General features: G+C 65.5%; 19 protein-coding genes and 1 riboswitch. Of the genes, 14 read left to right on the top strand and 5 right to left on the bottom strand.

Annotated elements, in window-relative coordinates:
• Positions 1–5: 5 nt before the first annotated feature.
• Positions 6–1388, top strand: coding sequence for a TAXI family TRAP transporter solute-binding subunit (locus JEY66_RS13760; RefSeq protein ID WP_016841640.1), 1383 nt, complete (start codon positions 6–8; stop codon positions 1386–1388).
• Between the two features lie 115 nt (positions 1389–1503).
• Entirely contained in the window at positions 1504–2286 is a 783-nt protein-coding gene (locus tag JEY66_RS13755; RefSeq protein WP_026193148.1) for a sulfite exporter TauE/SafE family protein, read from the top strand.
• Between the two features lie 23 nt (positions 2287–2309).
• Here the strand turns inward: JEY66_RS13755 and JEY66_RS13750 are convergent, their stop codons facing one another.
• The gene (locus JEY66_RS13750; RefSeq protein WP_240536893.1) at positions 2310–3530 is read right to left on the bottom strand and encodes an acyltransferase family protein; all 1221 of its coding nucleotides are present in this window, start codon (positions 3528–3530) and stop codon (positions 2310–2312) included.
• A 253-nt stretch (positions 3531–3783) separates the two neighbouring features.
• Here JEY66_RS13750 and JEY66_RS13745 point away from each other — a divergent pair, with 253 nt between their 5' ends.
• The 3 genes from JEY66_RS13745 to JEY66_RS13735 all read left to right on the top strand — a co-directional run bounded on the left by JEY66_RS13745 (position 3784) and on the right by JEY66_RS13735 (position 7649).
• Positions 3784–4473, top strand: coding sequence for a L,D-transpeptidase (locus JEY66_RS13745; RefSeq protein WP_018273039.1), 690 nt, complete (start codon positions 3784–3786; stop codon positions 4471–4473).
• Between the two features lie 189 nt (positions 4474–4662).
• Positions 4663–6231 carry a DUF4403 family protein gene (locus JEY66_RS13740; protein WP_026193149.1) on the top strand — a complete coding sequence of 523 codons (1569 nt, stop codon included), beginning with the start codon at positions 4663–4665 and terminating at the stop codon, positions 6229–6231.
• Between the two features lie 203 nt (positions 6232–6434).
• Positions 6435–7649, top strand: coding sequence for an ABC transporter substrate-binding protein (locus JEY66_RS13735; protein ID WP_026193150.1), 1215 nt, complete (start codon positions 6435–6437; stop codon positions 7647–7649).
• A gap of 201 nt (positions 7650–7850) precedes the next feature.
• Here JEY66_RS13735 and JEY66_RS13730 read toward each other — a convergent pair whose 3' ends face one another.
• Together JEY66_RS13730 and JEY66_RS13725 are read right to left on the bottom strand one after the other, a co-directional pair.
• Positions 7851–10919: an alpha-mannosidase gene (locus JEY66_RS13730; protein WP_018273042.1), complete on the bottom strand. Its 3069-nt coding sequence runs from the start codon at positions 10917–10919 to the stop codon at positions 7851–7853.
• Positions 10920–11142: 223 nt separating this feature from the next.
• Positions 11143–11679 (bottom strand): PRC-barrel domain-containing protein, encoded by a 537-nt coding sequence (locus JEY66_RS13725; protein ID WP_016841647.1) that lies wholly within the window; start codon positions 11677–11679, stop codon positions 11143–11145.
• Here JEY66_RS13725 and JEY66_RS13720 point away from each other — a divergent pair.
• The gene (locus tag JEY66_RS13720) at positions 11660–12055 is read left to right on the top strand and encodes a hypothetical protein (RefSeq protein WP_125459296.1); all 396 of its coding nucleotides are present in this window, start codon (positions 11660–11662) and stop codon (positions 12053–12055) included. The two genes, JEY66_RS13725 and JEY66_RS13720, sit on opposite strands and share 20 nt — an antisense overlap.
• On the opposite strand, the gene JEY66_RS13715 is transcribed toward JEY66_RS13720, so the two are convergent.
• Positions 12037–12414, bottom strand: coding sequence for a PRC-barrel domain-containing protein (locus tag JEY66_RS13715; protein WP_018273043.1), 378 nt, complete (start codon positions 12412–12414; stop codon positions 12037–12039). The two genes, JEY66_RS13720 and JEY66_RS13715, sit on opposite strands and share 19 nt — an antisense overlap.
• 288 nt (positions 12415–12702) lie before the next feature.
• Here JEY66_RS13715 and JEY66_RS13710 point away from each other — a divergent pair, with 288 nt between their 5' ends.
• Complete coding sequence (locus tag JEY66_RS13710) at positions 12703–13440, top strand: response regulator (protein ID WP_018273044.1); 738 nt, start codon at positions 12703–12705, stop codon at positions 13438–13440.
• Positions 13441–13442: 2 nt separating this feature from the next.
• Positions 13443–14801, top strand: coding sequence for an ATP-binding protein (locus JEY66_RS13705; RefSeq protein ID WP_018273045.1), 1359 nt, complete (start codon positions 13443–13445; stop codon positions 14799–14801).
• Between the two features lie 29 nt (positions 14802–14830).
• On the opposite strand, the gene JEY66_RS13700 is transcribed toward JEY66_RS13705, so the two are convergent.
• On the bottom strand, positions 14831–15028 hold the full coding sequence (locus tag JEY66_RS13700; RefSeq protein WP_016840916.1) for a hypothetical protein: 198 nt from the start codon (positions 15026–15028) through the stop codon (positions 14831–14833).
• Between the two features lie 376 nt (positions 15029–15404).
• Here JEY66_RS13700 and JEY66_RS13695 point away from each other — a divergent pair, with 376 nt between their 5' ends.
• The 6 genes from JEY66_RS13695 to thiC all read left to right on the top strand — a co-directional run bounded on the left by JEY66_RS13695 (position 15405) and on the right by thiC (position 21029).
• Positions 15405–15929 (top strand): lytic transglycosylase domain-containing protein, encoded by a 525-nt coding sequence (locus tag JEY66_RS13695; protein WP_016840915.1) that lies wholly within the window; start codon positions 15405–15407, stop codon positions 15927–15929.
• Positions 15930–16079: 150 nt separating this feature from the next.
• A riboswitch (TPP riboswitch) is annotated at positions 16080–16221 on the top strand.
• Positions 16209–17222, top strand: a complete 1014-nt coding sequence (locus tag JEY66_RS13690; protein ID WP_016840914.1) for an FAD-dependent oxidoreductase — start codon at positions 16209–16211, stop codon at positions 17220–17222. (Overlaps the previous riboswitch by 13 nt.)
• Positions 17213–17410 carry a sulfur carrier protein ThiS gene (thiS, locus tag JEY66_RS13685; protein WP_016840913.1) on the top strand — a complete coding sequence of 66 codons (198 nt, stop codon included), beginning with the start codon at positions 17213–17215 and terminating at the stop codon, positions 17408–17410. Before JEY66_RS13690 ends, thiS begins: the two co-directional genes overlap by 10 nt.
• A gap of 184 nt (positions 17411–17594) precedes the next feature.
• Positions 17595–18377, top strand: coding sequence for a thiazole synthase (locus tag JEY66_RS13680; RefSeq protein ID WP_016840912.1), 783 nt, complete (start codon positions 17595–17597; stop codon positions 18375–18377).
• Positions 18364–18972, top strand: coding sequence for a thiamine phosphate synthase (locus JEY66_RS13675; protein WP_018273046.1), 609 nt, complete (start codon positions 18364–18366; stop codon positions 18970–18972). Before JEY66_RS13680 ends, JEY66_RS13675 begins: the two co-directional genes overlap by 14 nt.
• 158 nt (positions 18973–19130) lie before the next feature.
• Positions 19131–21029: a phosphomethylpyrimidine synthase ThiC gene (gene thiC, locus JEY66_RS13670; protein ID WP_016840910.1), complete on the top strand. Its 1899-nt coding sequence runs from the start codon at positions 19131–19133 to the stop codon at positions 21027–21029.
• Positions 21030–21345: the final 316 nt, after the last annotated feature.

Here is a 21345-nt window from a genome sequence, read left to right as displayed (position 1 = left end):
GTCAGATGTCAGAGCAGAGTGAAAATCCCGGCGCCAAGCGCCGCAGGCTCAGGCGACGAAATTCGTCGCTGCTGATCCTTGCGGCCGGCATGCTTGTGTTCGGTCTCGCCGCCGGCGCGCTGTATTACGCGCTGCGTCCGGTGACGCTCGCGATCGCGGTCGGCCCGACCGGCAGCGAGGACGTCAAGCTGATCCAGGGCTTCGCCCAGGCCTTTACGCACGACGGCAGCTCGGTGCGGCTGAAGCCGGTCACGACGCAGGGGTCCGCCGAGAGCATCGCGCTGTTCACGGCAAACAAGGTCGACCTCGCGGTGGTGCGCGGCGACCTCGATCTGCCCGCGAGCGCCGAGTCGGTTGCGATCCTGCGCAAGAATGTCGTCGTGCTGTGGGCGCCCTCGGGCGCCAAGGGCAAGCGGCGGTCCGCGAAGATCAAGAGCATCGATGACCTCGCCGGCCACAAGGTCGGCGTGGTCGGCAGCACGCAGGCCAACGTCACGCTGCTGCGCGTGATCCTGACCGAGTCCGGCGTCAACCCCGACAAGGTCGCGGTCAGCCAGTTCGCCGTCAACAAGATCGCCGACCTCGCGCGCGATCCCTCGCTCGATGCCTACATGACCGTCGGCCCGCTCGACAGCAAGGTGACGGCGGAAGCGATTACGGCGACGGCGGCGGCGCGCGGCGAGCCGGTCTTCCTCCCGGTCGACGTCTCGGAAGCGATGGCACAGAAACATCCGCGCTATGAGTCCGAGGAGATCGCCGGCAGCATCTTCTCCTCGTCGCCGGCGCGGCCCGAGGACAAGGTCGAGACCGTCAGCGTCAATCACCTCATCATCGCGCAACATGCGCTGAGCGAGGCGACTGTCGGCGCGCTCGACCGGCAGCTGTTCACGCTGCGCCTCCAGGTCGCGCGCGATCTGCCGGCGGCGGCCAAGATCGAAAAGCCCGACACCGACAAGGACGCCGCGCTGCCGGCGCATCAAGGGGCGGCCGCCTATATCGACGGTACCGAGCGCACCTTCCTCGAAAAATACTCCGATTACATCTGGGGCGGCATCCTGCTGCTTTCCGGCCTCGGCTCGGCGGCCGCCTGGCTGCGCCACTACATGAAGCGCGACGAGCGCGAGCACTACGTCACCCATCGCGACAATCTGCTGACACTGATCTCGCGGGTGCGCGGCGCCGAGACGCCGGAAGAACTCGCAGCGATGCAGGCAGATGCGGACGGGCTGTTGCGCGAGGCGCTCGATTGCTACGACGACGGCGCGATCGAGGACGGCGATCTCTCGGCGATCGGGCTGACGCTCGAGCAATTCCATCACGCCGTCTCCGATCGCCGCGCCGTGATCAATGGCGACAAGCCGGGCCTGCCGCGGATGCGCGCCGGCTAGGCCGCGTGCACGCCGAATTGCACCGAGAGCAATGTGCACCGAGAGCAATGTTTCGATTGCGCGTACAGGCGCGCGTGGCCATGTTGAGTACCACCACAACGCCTCGCACGACACCATGATCACGTCCATCGTCGCTGACCTGCCCGCGCCGTTTGTGCTCGCGGTCGCGCTGGCCGGCGTCTTCCTGATCGCCTTCATGAAGGGCGCGTTCGGCGGCGGCTTTGCCATCGTCGGCATCCCGCTGCTGTCGCTGGCGATGGACCCGATCGCGGCGGGCGCGCTGCTGGCGCCGTTGTTCATCGTCATGGACGTCACCGCGCTGCGGTTCTGGCGCCCGAGCACATGGTCGCGCATCGACCTCGCGATGCTGCTGCCGGCGCTCGTCGTCGGCATCGGCCTCGGCTACTTCGTGCTGCGCGATCTCGACCGGCATGCCGTCGAGATCGTGATGGGCGTGGTGACGCTGGTGTTCGCCGCGCTGTGGTTTCTCGGCGGCGGCGAGATCAAGCCGCGTCCGCGCTCCGCGTTCAAGGCGACGTTCGCCGGCTTGTCCTCCGGCGTCACCACGATGGTGGCGCATTCGGGCGGGCCGCCGCTTGCGATCTATCTGCTGCCGCTCGGCATGCCGAAGGCGCTTTACGCCGGCACCACCAGCCTGTTCTTCACGGTCGGCAACCTCTTGAAGGCAGGCCCGTGGCTCGTGCTCGCCACACCGTCACACAGCCTGTGGATGCTGATGGCGCTTTGCGTGCCGGCGGTGCCGGTCGGCGTCTGGGCCGGATGGCGGCTGCACGAACGTCTCGACCAGCGCGCGCTGTACCGCGCCTGCTACGCCATTCTGGTCATCACCGCCGCCAAGCTGCTGTGGGACGGATTGGCCGGATATCTCAGCTCCTGAACCGCGAGAGTGCTGGCTCCTCGTCAGGAGGACTGCCTGCTTCGGACGGCGTTCGCGGCAACGGCAAGCGGCGCAATGTCCTGGCGCGTCCCGGCCGCGTCGTCCGGCGCAAGGCGCTGGCGCGCCACGAACGAGAAGCGGCTGCGCAGTTTCAGGATCGGCTTCTCGATCCAGTGCCAGGAGAACGCGGCGAACAGCGTGATCAGCAGCAGTGCGATCGCGAACTGAACGATCACGGGCGCGTGCGGCAGCCATACCCGCACCACCTGCTGCACCGGAAATCCGTAGAGATAGATGCCGTAGGAATAGTCGCCGCGCGAGACCAGCGGCAGCCGCGGCAGCTTCGAGACGCCGAGATATGCGGTAATGTAGACCAGCGCCGGGGCGATCAGGAGATTGAGCACCGGCTGGCTCATCCAGTCCGCCGGACCGAGCAGCGCGGCGCCCGCGCAGAGCGCGCAGCACGCGGCGAGAAGCCATCCGTTGTAGGGAATGCGGTCACGATAGAGATAGATCGCGATGCCGAGCATGAACGCGACCGGCAGCTTCGCGCCGCGTCCGAGGAACGGCGCCGTGCTGAAGATCCTGTCATGCAGCGTGCCGGCGACGCCGGCGGGCAGTTGCGACGATTGCGCGCTATGCCCGGTGAGTGCGAGCGCAAGGCCGATGCCGACCAGCACGAGCGCACCGAGCACGATGAGCGGCGGCTTGCGCAACAGGCCGAACAGGATGAACACCGTCATCAGCGCGTAGCAGCCATATTCGAACGGCACCGTCCACAGCGAGCTGTTGACCTCCGGCGCGGGATTGCCGCTGAACACGCCGGGCAGGACGTAGTTCACGAGGCCGATGATGTTGGTGAAGTATTTGTAAGTGCCGAAGTTGGTGAAATAATCCGACAGCGGCAGCGCGGTGAAGATCGGCCCGAGGATCAGCGCCGACAGCACGATCTCGACCGCAAGCGCCGGAATGATCCGCATGCCGCGATTGGTGAGAAATTCCTTCAGGGAAAGCCGCAGGCCGCTCGCCGCGATCAGAAAGCCGCTCAGCGCGAAAAACATCACGAGAATGGCGTAGTGCGGAAACCAGGAGATCCACGCCTGCTCGCCGTCGCCACTACCGCTCGCGACATAGGGCGCGTGGGCGGCGACGACGGAAATCGCAAGTGCAATGCGGAGGAAATCGAACCCGGGGCCAAAGCCCTTCTGCCGATCCAGCATGCTGCCGATCGTGTGCCCCAGCATCATTTCCACTCCATTCCGAAACAATGCGCTGGGACAGCAAGCGCCGTGCCAGGAAGACTGTCTTGCGGCGGTACACCCCCTTCCCGGCAACTTGGCCTTAACCGTGCGACGAAACACGCACGAAACAATTCCCTAACGGCACGAAACCATTTTGGCGATTTCGTGCAAACGTCCTGAAACGCCTCACCTGTACTGCTTTGACCCAACGACGCGCCGGAACTGGCGCGCAGGGCGCAAACAACAGGGGTCGACAATGTTCAATTCCATCAAGCTGAACTCGCGTCTCGCTGCCGCCGCCTTCGGTGCGCTGGCGATTGGCACCGTCGCATTCGTAAATACCGCCGCGGCCGCTCCGCTGCCGATCTTCCCCTTCATCCTGACGCCGCCGACCGAGGCCGTGCAGCCCCCGGTGCAGTCGATGCCGCAGGCGCAGGAGGAAGACCGTTCGGTCGAATTGCCCGCCCGCCTGCGCCGCCAGGTCGTCGCCTATCCGACGCGCGAGGCGCCCGGCACCATCATCATCGACACCCCGCACACCTATCTCTATCTCGTGCTCGGCAACGGCCAAGCCATGCGTTACGGCATCGGCATCGGCCGCGACGGTTTCACCTGGTCGGGCACCCAGACCATCACCAAGAAGGCGGAGTGGCCGGATTGGACGCCCCCGCCGGAAATGATCGCCCGCCAGCCCTATCTGCCGCGCCACATGGCCGGCGGCCCCGGCAATCCGCTCGGCGCCCGCGCCATGTATCTCGGCGGCACCATCTACCGCATCCACGGCACCAACGCGCCGGAGACGATCGGCACCCGCGTGTCCTCCGGTTGCCTGCGCCTGACCAATGCAGATGTCTCCGACCTCTATTCGCGGGTCAGCGTCGGCACCAAGGTGATCGTGCTGCCGATGACCGACCGCCGCGCCGATCTCGGCTCGGCCGTCCGCTAAGCCCCTCCCCTCCAAGGCGTCCTTCGTAAAGGCGTCCTCGACGACGGCTCCGGCACTTCGTGCCGGGGCCGTTGCCGCGTTCATCAACCTTAACGCCTTCCGCCCCTGAAGCAGCTTGATCCCGCCACACTGGCGCCCTCGTCGGGGGGCCTGTACAACCCGTCAAGTTGATTTTCATCCGGGGGAATGATGCGTCTACCGATGCATCCAAGGACGATAGCGCTCGGGACCGCGGTGGTGCTGGTCTCGTTCGTGATCAGCCTCAAGGCAATGGACTGGCTCGCGCCGAGCGTCACCGTACAGAAGCCGAAGCTCGCAGAGCTGCCGCCGCTGCCGCAGGCGCCGCGTTCCTCGACGATCGTGGCGCAGGTCTCGGTCGCGCTGTCGGCGATCCGCGACGCTGCCGAACGTGGCGCGCCGAAGACCTTCGGCGGCAAGGCCGACAACCCGGTCCAGCAAATCCTGCAAAATGCCGACATCGGCTGGACCGCATCGCGCGGGCCGATCGCGGCCACCGGCGCGCAGGACGTGCTGACGCTGACCACCCCGATCAACGGGACGCTCAAGGTTACCGGCGCGCTATCCGCCAAGGCAACCGGCGCGGTCAGCGACGCGCTCGGCAGCCTGCTCGGCGGCAATGTCGCCAAGCAGATCGGCGCCGTGAACATCAAGAACATCAACGCCAACGCCGAGATCAAGGGCAACGTCACCCTCACTGCGCGGCCGAAGCTCGGCGCGTCGTGGCGGATCGAGCCGAACCTGCAGGCACAGGTCAATCTCGGCGACACCAGCCTGTCGACGGCCGGCGTCCGCATCAGCGTGCCGGCCCAGGTCAAGCCTGTCATCGACAAGGCGGTCGCCGACCAGATTTCCGTGGTCGAGGCCCGCTTGCACGACGACCCGGTGTTCCAGAACAACGCCCGCGCGCAATGGGCCAAGGCCTGCCGCTCGATCCCGCTGCAAGGCACCGGCGGCACCACCTCGATGCCGCCGATGTGGCTCGAGCTGCGACCGACCCGCGCGATCGCCGCGCAGCCGAAGGTCGATGCGTCCTCGCTGATCCTGACGATGGGGATCGAGGCCGAAACGCGGATCACGGAGGCGCAGACCACTCCGAACTGCCCATTCCCCGAAAAACTCTCGATCGTGCCGCCGATGGCGAGCCAGGTCGCGATCGGCCTGCCGGTCGACCTGTCCTTCACCACGCTGAGCCAGCTGGTCGAGGCACAGCTCAAGGGCAAGACCTTCCCCGAGGACGGCTCCGGTCCGGTCGACGTGACCGTCAAGAGCGCGAGCATCGCCGCCTCCGGCGACCGGCTCCTGATCTCGCTCCTGGTGCACGCCAAGGAGAAGGCCAGCTGGTTCGGCCTGGGCGCCGAGGCGACCGTGCACATCTGGGGCCGGCCGCGGCTCGACCAGCCGTCGCAGACGCTGCGGCTGACCGACGTCGAGCTGGCGGTGGAATCCGAGGCCGCGTTCGGCCTGCTCGGCGCCGCCGCGCGCGCCGCGATCCCGCACATGCAGCAGACCCTCAACGACCGGCTGGTGGTCGACCTGAAGCCATTCGCGACCAACGCGCAGCGCAAGGTCGCCGCCGCCATCGCCGACCTGCAGAAGAACGAAGAAGGCATCCGCGTCGACGCCGAGGTCAACAGCATCCGGCTGGCCGGGATCGACTTCGATTCCAAGACGTTGCGGGTGATCGTGGAAACCGACGGCACCATCAAGGCCGCCGTCACCGCCTTACCGGCGCTCTGACCGCCGCAGCAGGACCTGTACCCTCACCCGGATTGCCTCGTAATCCGACCTCTCTGCGCGAGCGGGGCGAGGTAAAAGCGCGCCGGCGATCAAGCCGGGTTCCGGCGCATGCTCAAAAAGTCGTCTTTGCGACAGCTTGTCGCAGCGGCTAGAACGCCCCGGTGGAAGCAACCCTCAATGAAAAAGTCAGGGAGAAAAACACGATGAAAACACTCTTGGCCGCAGCGGCGGCCGGCCTCGCGCTCACGGTTTCAGCGACCGCGGCGAACGCCCAGATCTCCGACGACGTCGTCAAGATCGGCGTGCTCACCGACATGTCGAGCCTCTATGCGGACGCCACCGGCAAGGGCTCGGTCGCCGCCGTCGAGATGGCGGTCGCCGATTACGGCGGCAAGGTGAAAGGCAAGCCGGTGCAGGTGATCGCAGCGGATCACCAGAACAAGCCCGACGTCGGCGTCAACATCGCACGCAACTGGTACGACAACGACAAGGTCGACGCGATCCTCGACGTGCCGACCTCGTCGGTCGCATTGCCGATCTCGGCGCTGACGCGCGAGAAGAACAGAATCCACATCAATTCCGGCGGCGGCTCCTCCGATATCACTGGCACCGCCTGCTCGCCCAACACGGTGCACTGGACCTACGACACCTATGCGCTGTCGAACGTCGCCGGCAAGGCGATGGTCAAGCGCGGCGAGGACACCTGGTTCTTCGTCACCGCCGACTACGCCTTCGGCATGGCGCTGGAACGCGATGCCGCCAATGTGGTCAAGGAAAGCGGCGGCAAGGTGCTCGGCGACGTGCGTCATCCGCTCAACTCGTCGGACTTCTCGTCCTTCCTGCTGCAGGCGCAGGCCTCCAAGGCCAAGGTCGTGGCGCTGGCGAACGCCGGCGGCGACACCACCAACGCGCTGAAGCAGGCTTCCGAATTCGGCCTGACCCAGGGCGGCCAGAAGATGATCGCGCTGCTCCAGGAGATCACCGACACCCATTCGCTCGGCATCAAGGCGACCCAGGGCCTGATCGTCACCGACGCCTTCTACTGGGACATGAACGACGAGACCCGCGCCTTCTCGAAGCGCTTCAACGAGAAGGTCGGCCACATGCCGACCATGATCCAGGCCGGCCTCTACTCGGCGACCATGCATTACCTGAAGGCGATCGAGGCCATCGGCACCGACGAGGCGCCGAAGGTGATGGCCCAGATGCGCGCCACGCCGGTCAACGACTTCTTCGCCAAGAACGGCCATATCCGGATCGACGGCCGCATGGTGCACGACATGTATCTGTTCGAGGTCAAGAAGCCCGAGGAATCCAAGGGCGAGTGGGATCTCTACAAGCTGATCGCCACCGTGCCCGGCGACGAGGCGTTCCGCCCGCTCGACAAGGGCGGCTGTCCGCTGGTGAAGTCGAACTGACGGCTAAAGCGCGATGTGATTAGGTTGAATCGTCATCGCGCTTTAGCTCCTTGTTTGAGCATGATCTCCGCGCAAACGCGTCCCGCGTTTGTCGCGAGGGAAAACCGCTTCGCACTTTTCCGGATCATGCTTTAGTCCACACCGGATCGCGTCCAGCGATGCGATCCGGCCTCCGGGCGGGGCGAAAGTTCACTGCAAGCATTACGCCTGGAAGATCCGCAGCGTTGCGATCTGGAATGGACGCAGCGCCAGGCGGTACCGCCGACCCTCGGTTGCCAGGGCCTCGATGCGGTCTTCCAGGGTGTTGCTCATCCACACCGACGCGATGTCGACGCCGAAATCGAGCGTCGCGGCGGCGCGAATGCCTGCGCTCTCGTAGAGCCGCACCACCCAGCCGTCGCCATCCTCGGCGGGCTTGATCGTATCGACGATCACGTTGGCCGGCGACGCCGTCAAAAGCGAGTGTCGCAACGGCGCGCGCGGTTTTCCCTTCGTCCACAGCACCGGACGCTCGAACCGCAAGGCGCGCCCGACCGTGTCCGCGCGGCGCCAGTCGCCGTGATGGGGATAGATCGCATAGCGCATCCGGTGCCGCCTGATATCGGCCTGCGGATCAGGCAATTCGGAGCCGCGCAGCAGCGTCAGCGCGAGCTGGCTGCCGAACGCCGAATAGCCGTGACGGCAGTCGCTGAACAGCGACACGCCGAAATCCGGCTCGGCGAGATCGGCCCAGCGATGGCCGGGCACCTCGTACTTGGCCGCATCGGCATCCGTGTTGGCATGCGTCGGTCGCTCGGTTGCGCCGAACATGGTTTCATAGGTTGCGTTGGATGCACGGCACGCGACGGGGAACATGACCTTCAGCGCCGTCTTGCGCTCCTGCCAATCGACCGTGGTTTCGAATTCGAGATGATCGGCGCCGGCATCGAGGCGGATCACCTGCGCGAGCCGGCTCGCGCGTCCGAGCCCGCGCTCGAAACGGACCTCGCCGCGCAGTCCGCCATCCGACAGCACGGCGCAGCTCACCTCCCCTGCCACCTCGCGCGCGGTCTCCAGCGCGAACGGATCGATATCCCATGCCTCGAAATCGAGCGGCCGGTCATCGAGCAGCAGCAGCCGGGCTGCCGGTGATGCGAAGGTCTCGCGGCCGCTCGCAACATGCAGCAGCGACCGAACAAGCCCGCTGCGATCAGTGCGCGCTTCGAGCCGCGCGTTCGACAGCACGAAGCCGTCCGCATCGGCGGCGACCACGACGCGATCGTCGGTCGTCGTCGTTTCGCCCGCCGCAAACGGCGCGGCGACGATGTGACGAAGCTCGCCGTCGGGGTCGGACGCGACCTCGGCGCGCGCGCAGCCCAGCGTGTTGATGGCTGTCCAAGTGCCGTCTTCGGGATCGCACAGTGTCTCCAGCACGGCTTGCGTGCGGCGCCCGGCCTCCTCCGCCACGCCGGCGAGTTCGACCTCCGCACGTTCATAGACCTCGCGAATGCTGCTGCCGGGAATGATGTCGTGGAACTGGTTGACCAGCAGCGTGCGCCACAGCGCTTCGATCTCCTGTGCGGATGGTGCCGGTTGCCGGCAGGCAGCCGCGACAGTGGTCACGAATTCGAGCGCCTGAAGGCCGGCCTCGCAAGCGCGGTTGAGGCGCTTGGTCTCGGCCTGGGTGGTGTAGGTGCCACGATGATATTCGAGATAGAGCTCGCCTTCGATCGTCGCCAGATCCGGCGTCGATATCGCCAGGCGGTCGAAGAACTCGTCGACGGAGCGAATCTGGATCCGCGGCAGCCCCTGCAAGTCCCTTGCGCGCTGCAACGTCTCGAGCATCGTCTCGTCGGCACCGCCGCCGCCGTCGCCATAGCCGAACAGATAGAGTGCGTCGGACGAACGGTCGGCGTCCTTGTAATTGGCGGCGTGATAGCGGAGCTCCGCGACCTGCGCCGATCCGTTGTAGGTGTCCGCCGGCGGGAAATGCGCCAGCACCGTGCTGCCGTCCAGTCCGCGCCAGTGGAAGCTGTGATGCGGCGGTGAGGTGAACTTGTTCCACGACAGCTTCTGGGTCAGGAAGCGCGACATCCCCGCCTGCTGCATCAGCTGCGGCAGCTGGGCGTCGTAGCCGAACACGTCTGGATTCCAGAACACGCTGGAGCGCGCGCCGAACGTCTGCTCGAAATAGCGCTGACCATAGAGGAACTGACGGCAGATCGACTCGCCCCACGGCAGATTGCAGTCCGGCTCGATCCAGCTGCCGCCGACCGGAATCCATTGGCCGGCGGCGGCCTTGGCGCGAATTCGGGCGAACAGGTCAGGGTCATTCTGTTCGATGACGGCATACTGATAGGCCTGCGAGCAGGCGAACTTGAAATCGGGATAGCGCTCCATCAGCGCCACCGCCGTGGAGAAGCTGCGTTGCGCCTTGCGGCGGGTTTCCACCAGCGGCCACAGCCATGCCGTGTCGAGATGGGCGTGGCCGATCGCCGACATCTCGTGGGTGATGCTGCCGTTTCGTGCCGCGAGCAGGCCGTCGAGGATCGCCCGCGCCGCCGGCCATGTCGCGCGATCGTCGGGGTCGGTGATGTTGCAGATGCGGTTGAGATCGTGCAGCAGGCGCCCCGCCCAGGTCCGATCCAGCGCCGGCTGCGCCGTCTCTCCGACAGCTCCGTATGACCTCGGCTTTGTCGTGGGATCGCGGTCAGCCTCGAGCTGGCGCAGCACTTCGTAGTCGAAATAGAATGCCGAGGCCTCGGGATCGAAGCGGCGCAGCTCGCAGGCGACCAGCGCGTAGGCCTGCGGATCGCTCCAGAAGGCACCGAACAGGCCGTTGCAGGCCACCTCCACATGGAAGCTGATCGTCTCCCCGCCGCTCGCCGACTGAACGAGCGGCGCGGTGTGGCGGCCGGGATTGAGACCCTGCGAGGAACATCCGTTGAGCCAAAGCAACGCTTCCGAGCGGCTGTCCCAATACAGATCCACGCGCGAGCCGGCCCAGGCCTGCGGCACCTCGGCCATGACGTGCACCCAATAGGTCGCCCATAGCGGTCCCAGCGTCTCGCCCAATGGGGCCGGCCGATAATCGAGCTTGAGCGCGTCCTCGAGGCTGATTCGCTCGGTGGGACCGGCAAGCGCGAGCGAGGTGACCGGCACGCGGTCGGCATGAATCTTCTGTTGCAGCCGCTCCGCAAAGCCTTGCAACCGGCGCCGCGTGTATTGCGGGTAGCGGCCGCGAATCCGGGCTACCGCGGGATCGCCGCTCTCGCGGTCCTTGTCATTCATCAGGTTCAGCCATTTGAAGAATGATTGCGTAAGCTCAATCGGTTGATGATGATTGAAACGGGTCGCTTCGCGGACCTCACCTCTCCAATGCCTGGAGACGCGCTGTCCGAACTGGATTGCCCGACCTGATCCTTACACTCTTCCCGGATTTTATCCATCGGCCAGCAAGAAGCGCGCCCGGCAGCAGCCGGACGCGCTTTTTTCCTGCAGGTCGCGATATGCCTTAGTCGGTCGAGTACTTGAACTCAGGCATCGCCTTCAGCTCATCCTTGGACGCGTTGAACACGGCGTGATCCGGATACCAGGGATTCGGCTTCGCCGCCGCCGCCGGGGCTGCGCCCGTGGTGGTGTTCGTCTTGGCGGTGCCGCCGGTACCGTTGGACGCGCCGGTATAGGCGATCGGCTCGCTGACGAACTTCACCTTGTCGAGCGGCACGGCGACCAGATGCTCGCCGACGCCAAGGAAGCCGCCGACACCGATCACGACCGCCTTGATCGTACCGCTCTTGTCCATCAGCAGATCGTTGATCGACCCGACGCTCTCGTTCTTGTCGTTATAGACGCTGAGTCCGGCGACCTTCGACGCACGCCAGTTGCCCTTGAACTCGGTCGGCGACGTCGCTGACGTCGATGCCGCTGGAGCCGGCGACGTGGCCGCAGGAGACATCTTGTCGCCCTTGTCGGTTGGCGTCTGCGCAACGGCGACGGTTGCAAGCAGCGCGGTGCCGGCGAGGCCGGCGATGATGGATTTGACCAACATTGATGGCTCTCCTCTCGCAAAATCGATGCTGGGAAAACCCGTCATCTTCGCAACCGTTCCTAACGGACCTGCGATCAAAAGCCGCTTGGATGCCGAGGAACACGATAAGGCGATGCGGCCGACTGGAGCGGGGCTTTTCAGCGCATGGAACGCTGAGCCGCTTGACGGAAGCGATCGTGATCTCTCAACTAAGCTTGCGGTTGAGCCTTACGACTGCGCCGGACGCGCAGTCCATGATGTGACGATGTTTGGCTCACTAAGTCGTCCCGGCGAACCGCGCTGCACACGCCGCGTGCTCGTCCCAGCGACCGCATCATCGATCGACGTGCGCTGTCATTCGCGCATGTTGCCGCGCGATCAGAAGCCGCCCCAATAGGGCGGCACGCCGTAGAAGCGATGCAGCTCGACTTCCTGCGAGCGATCGCCCCAATCGAAATCCTTGTCGGCACGGAACGACGGCGCGCGCTTCAGCTCCTCGTCCTCGATGTCGAGCTCATAGGCCTCGAACGTCGGGTTGTAGTGCAGCCGGCCCCAGGGCAGCGGGATCAAATTGGTTCCGATGCCCAGGAAGCCGCCGAAGCTCAACACCGCGTACGATACCTTGCCCGAGATCTTGTCGATCATCAGCCGCTCGATATGGCCGATCATGTCGCCATTGGCCCGGCGCACCGCCGTCCCCTCGACCCGGTCGCTTGCAATGAGCTGATGCGGCCTGGTCTCGACCTCGACAGCCATCTCACCCTCCCTGACTTGAAAGGGAAATAACGCGTCGCAAGGGGGACGGGTTCCGCCCCTGGATATGACAGCCGCCCTGCCCTTCCTCGGGCTGCGATGGCGACCAGGGACCGGTGCGCTGTCCCGGGATGGTTCTGCCTGCATTTCAGGGCATCAGGATTGATGACAGAACGATAACTTTTCTCCCTGCCGCCGACCTGTTAACCGGGATAGCCGGGCAAGATTTCAGACACATACTGAAACAAGATTCCTGAGCCGCTTTCCCCGAATCACGGACAAAAGATCGGTATGACCCAGGCTGCGCCCAATATCCTTGTCGTCGAGGACGACCGCGAGACGCGGTCCCTTATCGCAAAATATCTCCGTACCAATTCCTGTCATGTCACGACCGCCTCCGACGGCCGCGAGATGGCCAAGGCGATGACCGACCACCGAGTGGATCTCCTGGTGCTCGACGTCATGCTGCCCGGCGAGGACGGCCTCAGCCTGTGCCGCAAGGTGCGGGCGGAATCGCAGACGCCGATCATCATGCTGACCGCGCGCGGCGAGGACGTCGACCGCATCCTCGGCCTCGAGATGGGCGCCGACGATTACCTGGCAAAGCCGTTCAACCCGCGCGAGCTGCTGGCGCGGATCAACGCGGTGCTGCGCCGGCAGGCCGCCGCGCGCAACGCCAGCGCGATCGAGGGCGCGACCACGCTGACCTTCCTCGGCTGGCGTATCGACATCCGCCTGCGCGAGCTACGCAACCCCGAAGGCGCGCGCGTCGCCATGACCAGCGCCGAGTTCGACCTGCTGCGCACCTTCTGCGAGCGGCCCGGCCGCGTGCTGTCGCGCGACAGCCTGCTCGACCTGACCCAGGGCCGCAGCGCCGGCTCGTTCGAACGTTCGATCGACGTGCTGGTCAGCCGCATCCGCCGCAAGATCGAGCCCGATCCGCAGGAAGCCACCATGATCAAGACGGTGCGTTCCGGCGGCTATGTGTTCACGCCGAGGGTGGAGGCGGTTGCCGCCACGAACAACTGACCATGAAGCTGCTGCGCGTGCTGAGTCTGCGGGGAATCGGCGCCCAGATGGCGGCGCTGGTCGTCGTTTCAATCGTCGCGCTGCATTTGATCATCACCGCCACCTTCCTGATCCATCGCCCTGATCGGCTGGAGCCTTCGGACCGCTGGCACACCCAGCTCGCCGCGGCCGCGCAGCTGCTCGGGCATGCCCCGGCGTCGGAGCGGCCGCGGCTCGTGGCCGACGTCGCCCGTGCCTTCCCGCAACTTGCGATCGGCGACCTGCCGGCCGATGCCGGCGCGCTCACCGAAACCGACACGCCGAGCCTGCACGCGCTGCGCCGGCTCGGCGCCGGCTATCGCATCTTCCTGCTGCCGCGCGAGGCCGGCGGCACGCCGCATGACGGCGAAATTCGCCGCGTCGCGATCCGCCTGCCCGATGGCGCCATGTTCGCCGCCAACCTGACGCCGGATCAGCACATGCGGCCGTTCTGGGGCGGACCGTGGATGATGACGGTGCTGTTCGCCGTCATCAGCGTTACCCTGCTCGGCCTGTGGGCGGCATGGGCGCTGACCGCGCCGCTGTCGTCCTTCGTCAAGGCCGCCGAGACCTTCAGCCTCAACGGCGCAGCCGCGCCGCTGCCCGAGCGCGGTCCGGAGGAGATCCGTTCGCTGGCCCGGGCGCTGAACCGGATGCGCGAGCGCATCACCGCATTGATCGACGATCGCACCAAGATGCTGGCCGCGATCAGCCATGATCTGCGCACGCCGATCACGCGGATGCGGCTGCGCGCCGAATTCATCGAGGACGAGACCCATCGCCACCGCATGCTGCGCGACCTCGACCAGATGCGCTCGATGCTGGAATCGGTGCTGTCGTTCCTGCGCAACGACCGCAAGCTCGAGGAGATGACGCTGGTCGACATCGCGAGCACGCTGCACCTCGTCATCGATCAGTTCGCCGACATGGGACACAAGGTCAGCTACGCGGGCCCACAGCACGCGATGGCGACCGCGCGGCCGGCCGACCTGCATCGCTGCATCACCAATCTGGTGGACAATGCCGTGCGGTTCGGCCGCGAAGTTGCCGTCCGCCTCGACGTCAAGCCCGACCGCCTCGTCGTCGACATCGAGGATGACGGGCCCGGCATTTCGGATGCGCACAAGGCGAGTGTGCTGCAGCCGTTCGTGCGCGGCGACCAGGCGCGCAACATGGATGAGGCCGAAGGCTTCGGCCTTGGTCTGTCGATCGCCAACGCCATTGTGCTCGCGCACGCCGGCACGCTGTCGCTGCACGATCGCAAGCCGCACGGGCTCGTGGTCCGGATCGAATTGCCGACGCGGCAGCAACAGTTGCAGCCGCGGCAGAAATCCGCGGCCTGATCAGCCGAAGCTGATGCGATGAGGAGACGTCAGGCGGCGAGCGGTGTAATAAGCTCCGCTTCTTCGTAGATCGCGATGGCCTCGAAGCGGTAATTGCAGGCGCGGCAATTCCACAGGAATGACGTACGGCCTTCGCTGTGCTCCACCCAGTCGGGGCGGGCGATCGGCTTGCCGCATTGCGCGCAGGGATTTTCGCGAGGCAAATAGCCGGTGTCCTGACGGACCATGGCGCATCTCCCGAATGTTGTTTCTTGCGTGCTTGCAATGGACAGAGCCGCTGATTGAACGCTCGCACGCTCTGTCGTGGATTAAAGTCTAGACCCTCATTGATTCGTTTGCACGACAAACTGCTGTGGATAGCGTGCGGCAAAATTAGTCAGGAAAATTGCGAGGAAATTGCAGGCCAAGACAATTTTCGGCTGAGACGGTTGAAGCGAACAATTTGAAGCATCATTCGCGCAATCGTCGGCCGGCCCACCGGCATCCGGACAATCACGGACGCATAACGTTCGCTGATGCGAAGGTTTTGCCACATTCCTGCCCGGTCGCCGTACCAATGAGACCGCAGAACCGACGCGCATCTGAAGGCCCCGAGCGACCGAGATGAAGACCGTACAAGCCCTTGGCTGCCTTGCCGCGATCGCGGTGCTGGCGTCCTGCGCGAGCGCGCAGGCGCAATCGCGCGCGCAATATGAGGCGATGGTAGCGGCCGAGGCCCAGGCGAACCTCGTGCCGGAAGAGCTGGTGCATCGCGTCATCGTGCGTGAGAGCAAGTACCATCCGCAGCTGATCGGACGTGGCGGCACCATCGGGCTGATGCAGATCAAGCTCGGCACTGCACGCGGCCTCGGCTACACCGGTACCGCCGAGGGTCTGCGCGATCCGCAGACCAACCTCAAATACGGCATCAAGTACCTCGCCGGCGCCTATCGCGCCGCCAATGGCAATCACGATCGAGCCGTGCGTTATTTCGCGGGCGGGTATTACTACATCGCAAAGCGCCAGCGCGGCGATCGCCTGAAGGAAGCGAAGCATGGCGGCGCGGGTGCACCGCCGAAGGAACTCGCCAAGTCGGAGCAAATGACGACCGATACCGTCGAGCCGAAGCCGGAACAGGCCGAAAAATAGCGCCACATAGCGTGGCCGGCCTCCTCGACATCGCCTCTCAACGCAGATCGCGCGATCGTTCCGCTAGCACCTGATGTGAAGAGGTGCGGCACCGCAGGGCGCCCGCGTCTGGCATACAAGTTGACACACAAGCCTATCCGCCTACATTAGGGGCGTTCCGAGGGGTGCTCCGAAGGAGGAGCTGAGATACCGCAAGCTTGGACTAGCCAGTAGGCGAATAGTCCGGGACCGCGGTGACCCTTTGAACCTGATCCGGGTCATGCCGGCGAAGGGACAGGGATGTATCAGACGTCAAGACTGCGGGGGGATTCCCCTGTCACCATCATCGGCGCAGGCATAGCCGGCGCCTGGCATGCGCTGTTGCTCGCAGAGGCCGGACGTGCCGTCACCCTGCATGAGCGCAGTGACGCCGCGATGACGGAATCCACAAGCTACTTCGCCGGCGGGATGCTGGCGCCGTGGTGCGAGGCGGAGGCCTCCGAGCCCGTGATCTCCCGGCTCGGCATCCGCTCGCTCGAGCTCTGGCGGCAGCACGTCCCGGAAACCCCGTTCAACGGCTCGCTGGTGGTGGCGCATCCGCGCGATCGCGCCGATTTCGAGCGCTTTGCCCGCCTCACGTCAGGCCATCGCCGGCTCGACGCCGAGGGCGTTCGCGCGCTCGAGCCGTCGCTCGAGGGCCGTTTCCGTGACGCCCTGTTCTACCCCGACGAGGGCCATGTCGAGCCGCGCCGCGTGCTGCCGCGGCTGCATGCCGCGATCGCCAAGGCCGGCGGCGCCATCAAGTTCGGCAGCGACGCCGAGGCAACCGATCTCGACGGCCTCGTGATCGACTGCCGCGGCTTTGCCGCGCACGACCGCGAGCCGAGCTTGCGCGGCGTCAAGGGCGAAATGATCATCATCGAGACCTCCGAGGTCGAATTGGCGCGTCCCGTGCGGCTGATCCATCCGCGCTGGCCGCTTTACGTGATCCCGCGCGGCGACGGCCGCTTCATGCTGGGCGCGACCTCGATCGAGGCCGAGGACAACGGCGTCAGCGTGCGCTCCGCGCTGGAGCTGTTGGGCGCGGCCTATGTCGTGCATCCGGCGTTTGCCGAGGCGCGCATCGTCGAATTCGGCGCCGGGCTCAGGCCCGCCTTTCCCGACAATCTGCCGAAAATCAGGATCGAGCAGGAACGCATCACGGTGAATGGACTCTACCGTCATGGTTTCCTGCTGGCGCCGGCGCTGGCCGAGCTGACGCTCGCCTATCTCGCGCGCGGCGAAATCGACAATGAGGTGATGCAATGCGCGTGATCGTCAACGGCGAGCAGCGGGAGATCAGCGCGGGCAGCGTCGATGCGCTGCTGGCCGAACTCGACTACGAGGGCACGCATTTCGCGATCGCGCTGAACTACGACGTGGTGCCGAAGGGCCGCTGGGCCGACACCGCGCTGAAAGCCGGCGACGAGATCGAGATCATCACCCCGCGGCAGGGAGGGTGATGATGGCTGGCGCACACACTCTCCCCATGTCGTCCCGGCCGAGTGCGCGCTTGCGCACGGAGCCGGGACCCATACGCCGCGGCCCTTCATTGATGCACGCGGGGCGACGTCCCATCCGACAATTTTCGGTCGTGGTTATGGGTCCCGGCCTTCGCCGGGACGACGGCATAGTTTGAGGAGACACATGGTCACCTTCTACGGCAAATCCTTCTCGTCCCGCCTGCTGATCGGCACGGCGCTGTATCCCTCGCCTGCGATCATGCAGAACGCGATCCGCGCCTCGGGCGCCAGCATCGTCACGGTGTCGCTGCGGCGCGAGGCGGCGGGCGGCAAGACCGGCGATGCGTTCTGGTCGCTGATCCGCGAGCTCGGCGTCACCGTGCTGCCGAACACCGCGGGCTGCCGCAGCGTCAAGGAGGCGGTGACCACCGCCAAGCTCGCGCGCGAATTGTTCGGCACGCCGTGGATCAAGCTGGAAGTGATCGCGGACAATGACACGCTGCAGCCCGACGTGGTCGGCCTGGTCGAGGCGGCCGGCATCCTGATCAAAGACGGCTTTGAGGTGTTCCCCTATTGCACCGAGGATTTCTCGGTCGCCTCGCGGCTGGTCGACGCCGGCTGCAAGGTGGTGATGCCGTGGGCCGCGCCGATCGGCAGCGCCAAGGGCATCACCAACCGCGACGCGCTGAAGCTGTTGCGCGACCGCCTGCCTGACATCACCCTGGTGGTCGACGCCGGCCTGGGCGCGCCGTCGCATGCCGCCGAAGCGCTCGAGCTCGGCTATGACGCGGTGCTGCTCAACACTGCGGTCGCCAAAGCCGCCGATCCCGTTGCGATGGCCAATGCCTTCCGCCTCGGCGTCGAGGCCGGCCGCACCGCCTATGAAGCCGGGCTGATGGAAGCCCGCGACTTCGCCTCCCCCTCCACCCCTGTCGTTGGGACCCCGTTCTGGCATGCCGTATCCTGATCCGTTCTATCCCGTCGTCGACAGCATCAAGTGGGTCGAACGACTGACCAAACTCGGCGTCGGCACCATCCAGCTGCGCGCCAAGGAGCTCGACGATGCCGGGGCGCTGCAGATCGTCAGCGACGCGCTGGCGGTGACCAAGGGCACGCCGACCAAGCTCGTCGTCAACGATTACTGGCGCGCGGCGATCGTCGCCGGCGCCGAGCATCTGCATCTCGGCCAGGAAGACCTCGCTGAGGCCGACCTCGCCGAGATCCGCAAAGCGAAATTGACGCTCGGCATCTCCACCCATGACGACGCCGAGCTCGCCACCGCGCTCGCGGCAAAGCCCGACTATGTCGCGCTCGGCCCGATCTTCTTCACCACGCTCAAATCGATGCGGTTCGAGCCGCAGGGCATTCCGAAGATCACCGAGTGGAAGAAGCGGATCGGCGCGATCCCCCTTGTCGCGATCGGCGGCATCAAGTTCGAGCACGCGGCCGAGATCTTCGCCGCCGGCGCCGATTCGATCGCCGTCGTCAGTGACGTCACCCAGAACCCCGACCCCGACGCGCGCGTGCGGCAATGGCTCGGCCTCAGCGCGGAGGCCGCGTGATGCACACAATACCCTGCCCATTCCGTCACCCTGAGGAGCGCGGCACGCGCGTCTCGAAGGGTCGACGGCCCGGCTCGTTCATCCTTCGAGACGCGCTTCGCGCTCCTCAGGATGACGAGGTCAACATTTCGCACACGAATTAAAACGGAGGATCCCTCATGAACATCCGCTCCAATCCCGACACCACCCGTCCCGCCGTCACCACCGGCGCGCTGCCCGCCTCGCGCAAGATCTTTGCGACGCCGGAGGCCGCGCCCGATCTGCGCGTGCCGCTGCGCGAGATCATGCTGTCGGAGGGCGCCGGCGAGCCGAACCTGCCGGTCTACGACACCTCGGGCCCCTACACCGACCCGAACGTGACGATCGACGTCAACGCCGGCCTGCCGCGCAATCGCCTCGCCTGGATCAAGGAGCGCGGCGGCGTCGAGGAATATGAGGGCCGCACCATCAAGCCGGAGGACAACGGCAATGTCGGCGCCGCGCACGCAGCCAAGGCGTTCACCGCGCACCACGCGCCGCTGCGCGGGCTCGACGGCCACAAGATCACGCAGCTCGAGTTCGCCCGCGCCGGCATCATCACCAAGGAGATGATCTACGTCGCCGAGCGCGAGAATCTCGGCCGCAAGCAGCAGCTCGAGCGCGCCGAGGCCGCGCTTGCCGACGGCGAAAGCTTCGGCGCTGCGGTGCCCGCTTTCATCACGCCGGAATTCGTCCGAGACGAGATCGCGCGCGGCCGCGCCATCATTCCCTCCAACATCAACCATGCCGAGCTCGAGCCGATGATCATCGGCCGCAACTTCCTGACCAAGATCAACGCCAATATCGGCAACTCGGCGGTGACCTCGTCGGTCGAGGAAGAGGTCGACAAGATGGTGTGGGCGATCCGCTGGGGCGCCGACACCGTTATGGATCTCTCGACCGGGCGCAACATCCACACCACCCGCGAATGGATTTTGCGCAACTCGCCGGTGCCGATCGGCACCGTGCCGATCTACCAGGCGCTGGAGAAGTGCGACGGCGATCCGGTCAAGCTGACCTGGGAGCTCTACAAGGACACCCTGATCGAGCAGTGCGAACAGGGCGTCGACTATTTCACGATCCACGCCGGCGTGCGCCTCTCTTACATCCACCTCACCGCCAACCGCGTCACCGGCATCGTGTCGCGCGGCGGTTCGATCATGGCGAAGTGGTGCCTCGCGCATCACAAGGAGAGCTTCCTCTACACGCATTTCGACGAGATCTGCGATCTGATGCGCAAGTACGACGTCTCGTTCTCGCTCGGCGACGGCCTGCGTCCCGGCTCGATCGCCGACGCCAACGACCGCGCGCAGTTCGCGGAGCTGGAAACGCTCGGCGAATTGACAAAAATCGCGTGGGACAAGGGCTGCCAGGTCATGATCGAGGGCCCCGGCCACGTGCCGATGCACAAGATCAAGATCAACATGGACAAGCAGCTCAAGGAGTGCGGCGAGGCGCCGTTCTACACTCTCGGGCCGCTGACGACCGACATCGCGCCGGGCTACGACCACATCACCTCGGGCATTGGCGCGGCGATGATCGGCTGGTTCGGCTGCGCGATGCTGTGCTACGTGACGCCGAAGGAGCATCTCGGCCTGCCCGACCGCAACGACGTCAAGACCGGCGTCATCACCTACAAGATCGCGGCCCACGCCTCTGATCTGGCCAAGGGCCACCCCGCCGCGCAGCTGCGCGACGATGCGCTCAGCCGCGCCCGGTTCGACTTCCGCTGGGAGGACCAGTTCAACCTCGGCCTCGATCCCGACACCGCGAAGAACTTCCACGACGAGACCCTGCCGAAGGAAGCCCACAAGGTCGCGCATTTCTGCTCGATGTGCGGCCCGAAATTCTGCTCGATGAAGATCACCCAGGACGTCCGCGACTACGCCGCGACGCTCAACGACCCGACGGGCGTTGGGATGTCGGTGTCAGCCACCATCGAGGACGGCATGGCGACGATGAGCGCCAAGTTCAAGGAGATGGGATCTAGCGTGTATCTCGATGCGGACAAGGTGAAGGAAAGCAATCGGGTGTTGTGAGGGCTCGCCCTCACCGCTTGTCGTGCCGGGCAACAGTGCGAAGCACGTCTTCGCGCGAGATGACCCGGGCATCCATCGAAAAACGAAAGGCCGGGTGAAAGCCCGGCCTTTTTGCGTCTGGAGCGTTTTCGAGCGAAGTGGATACCGGTCGCGTGAAGAAAACGCGTCAAAACAAGAATCTAGAGCCCCGTTCCGATTCCATCGGAATGGGAAAAGCTCTGGACCATTCACTTGTAAATCCAAGTGCGTGTGTGCGGCTTGTAGAGGGGCCGGTCACGACAGCAACCGGCCCAGGACGCCAAGCGTTTTGAAGAAA

This window comes from Bradyrhizobium elkanii USDA 76 (assembly GCF_023278185.1).
Lineage (GTDB): Bacteria > Pseudomonadota > Alphaproteobacteria > Rhizobiales > Xanthobacteraceae > Bradyrhizobium > Bradyrhizobium elkanii.
Note: the sequence above shows the minus strand (reverse complement) of the source record. Positions and strands in the feature narration are given on the sequence as shown.

Coding starts and splice junctions, on each gene's coding strand:
- JEY66_RS13760 (WP_016841640.1), top strand. CDS start 6: ATGTCAGAGCAGAGTGAAAATCCCGGCGCCAAGCGCCGCAGGCTCAGG.
- JEY66_RS13755 (WP_026193148.1), top strand. CDS start 1,504: ATGATCACGTCCATCGTCGCTGACCTGCCCGCGCCGTTTGTGCTCGCG.
- JEY66_RS13750 (WP_240536893.1), bottom strand. CDS start 3,530: ATGCTGGGGCACACGATCGGCAGCATGCTGGATCGGCAGAAGGGCTTT.
- JEY66_RS13745 (WP_018273039.1), top strand. CDS start 3,784: ATGTTCAATTCCATCAAGCTGAACTCGCGTCTCGCTGCCGCCGCCTTC.
- JEY66_RS13740 (WP_026193149.1), top strand. CDS start 4,663: ATGCGTCTACCGATGCATCCAAGGACGATAGCGCTCGGGACCGCGGTG.
- JEY66_RS13735 (WP_026193150.1), top strand. CDS start 6,435: ATGAAAACACTCTTGGCCGCAGCGGCGGCCGGCCTCGCGCTCACGGTT.
- JEY66_RS13730 (WP_018273042.1), bottom strand. CDS start 10,919: ATGAATGACAAGGACCGCGAGAGCGGCGATCCCGCGGTAGCCCGGATT.
- JEY66_RS13720 (WP_125459296.1), top strand. CDS start 11,660: ATGATGGATTTGACCAACATTGATGGCTCTCCTCTCGCAAAATCGATG.
- JEY66_RS13725 (WP_016841647.1), bottom strand. CDS start 11,679: ATGTTGGTCAAATCCATCATCGCCGGCCTCGCCGGCACCGCGCTGCTT.
- JEY66_RS13715 (WP_018273043.1), bottom strand. CDS start 12,414: ATGGCTGTCGAGGTCGAGACCAGGCCGCATCAGCTCATTGCAAGCGAC.
- JEY66_RS13710 (WP_018273044.1), top strand. CDS start 12,703: ATGACCCAGGCTGCGCCCAATATCCTTGTCGTCGAGGACGACCGCGAG.
- JEY66_RS13705 (WP_018273045.1), top strand. CDS start 13,443: ATGAAGCTGCTGCGCGTGCTGAGTCTGCGGGGAATCGGCGCCCAGATG.
- JEY66_RS13700 (WP_016840916.1), bottom strand. CDS start 15,028: ATGGTCCGTCAGGACACCGGCTATTTGCCTCGCGAAAATCCCTGCGCG.
- JEY66_RS13695 (WP_016840915.1), top strand. CDS start 15,405: ATGAAGACCGTACAAGCCCTTGGCTGCCTTGCCGCGATCGCGGTGCTG.
- JEY66_RS13690 (WP_016840914.1), top strand. CDS start 16,209: ATGTATCAGACGTCAAGACTGCGGGGGGATTCCCCTGTCACCATCATC.
- thiS (WP_016840913.1), top strand. CDS start 17,213: ATGCGCGTGATCGTCAACGGCGAGCAGCGGGAGATCAGCGCGGGCAGC.
- JEY66_RS13680 (WP_016840912.1), top strand. CDS start 17,595: ATGGTCACCTTCTACGGCAAATCCTTCTCGTCCCGCCTGCTGATCGGC.
- JEY66_RS13675 (WP_018273046.1), top strand. CDS start 18,364: ATGCCGTATCCTGATCCGTTCTATCCCGTCGTCGACAGCATCAAGTGG.
- thiC (WP_016840910.1), top strand. CDS start 19,131: ATGAACATCCGCTCCAATCCCGACACCACCCGTCCCGCCGTCACCACC.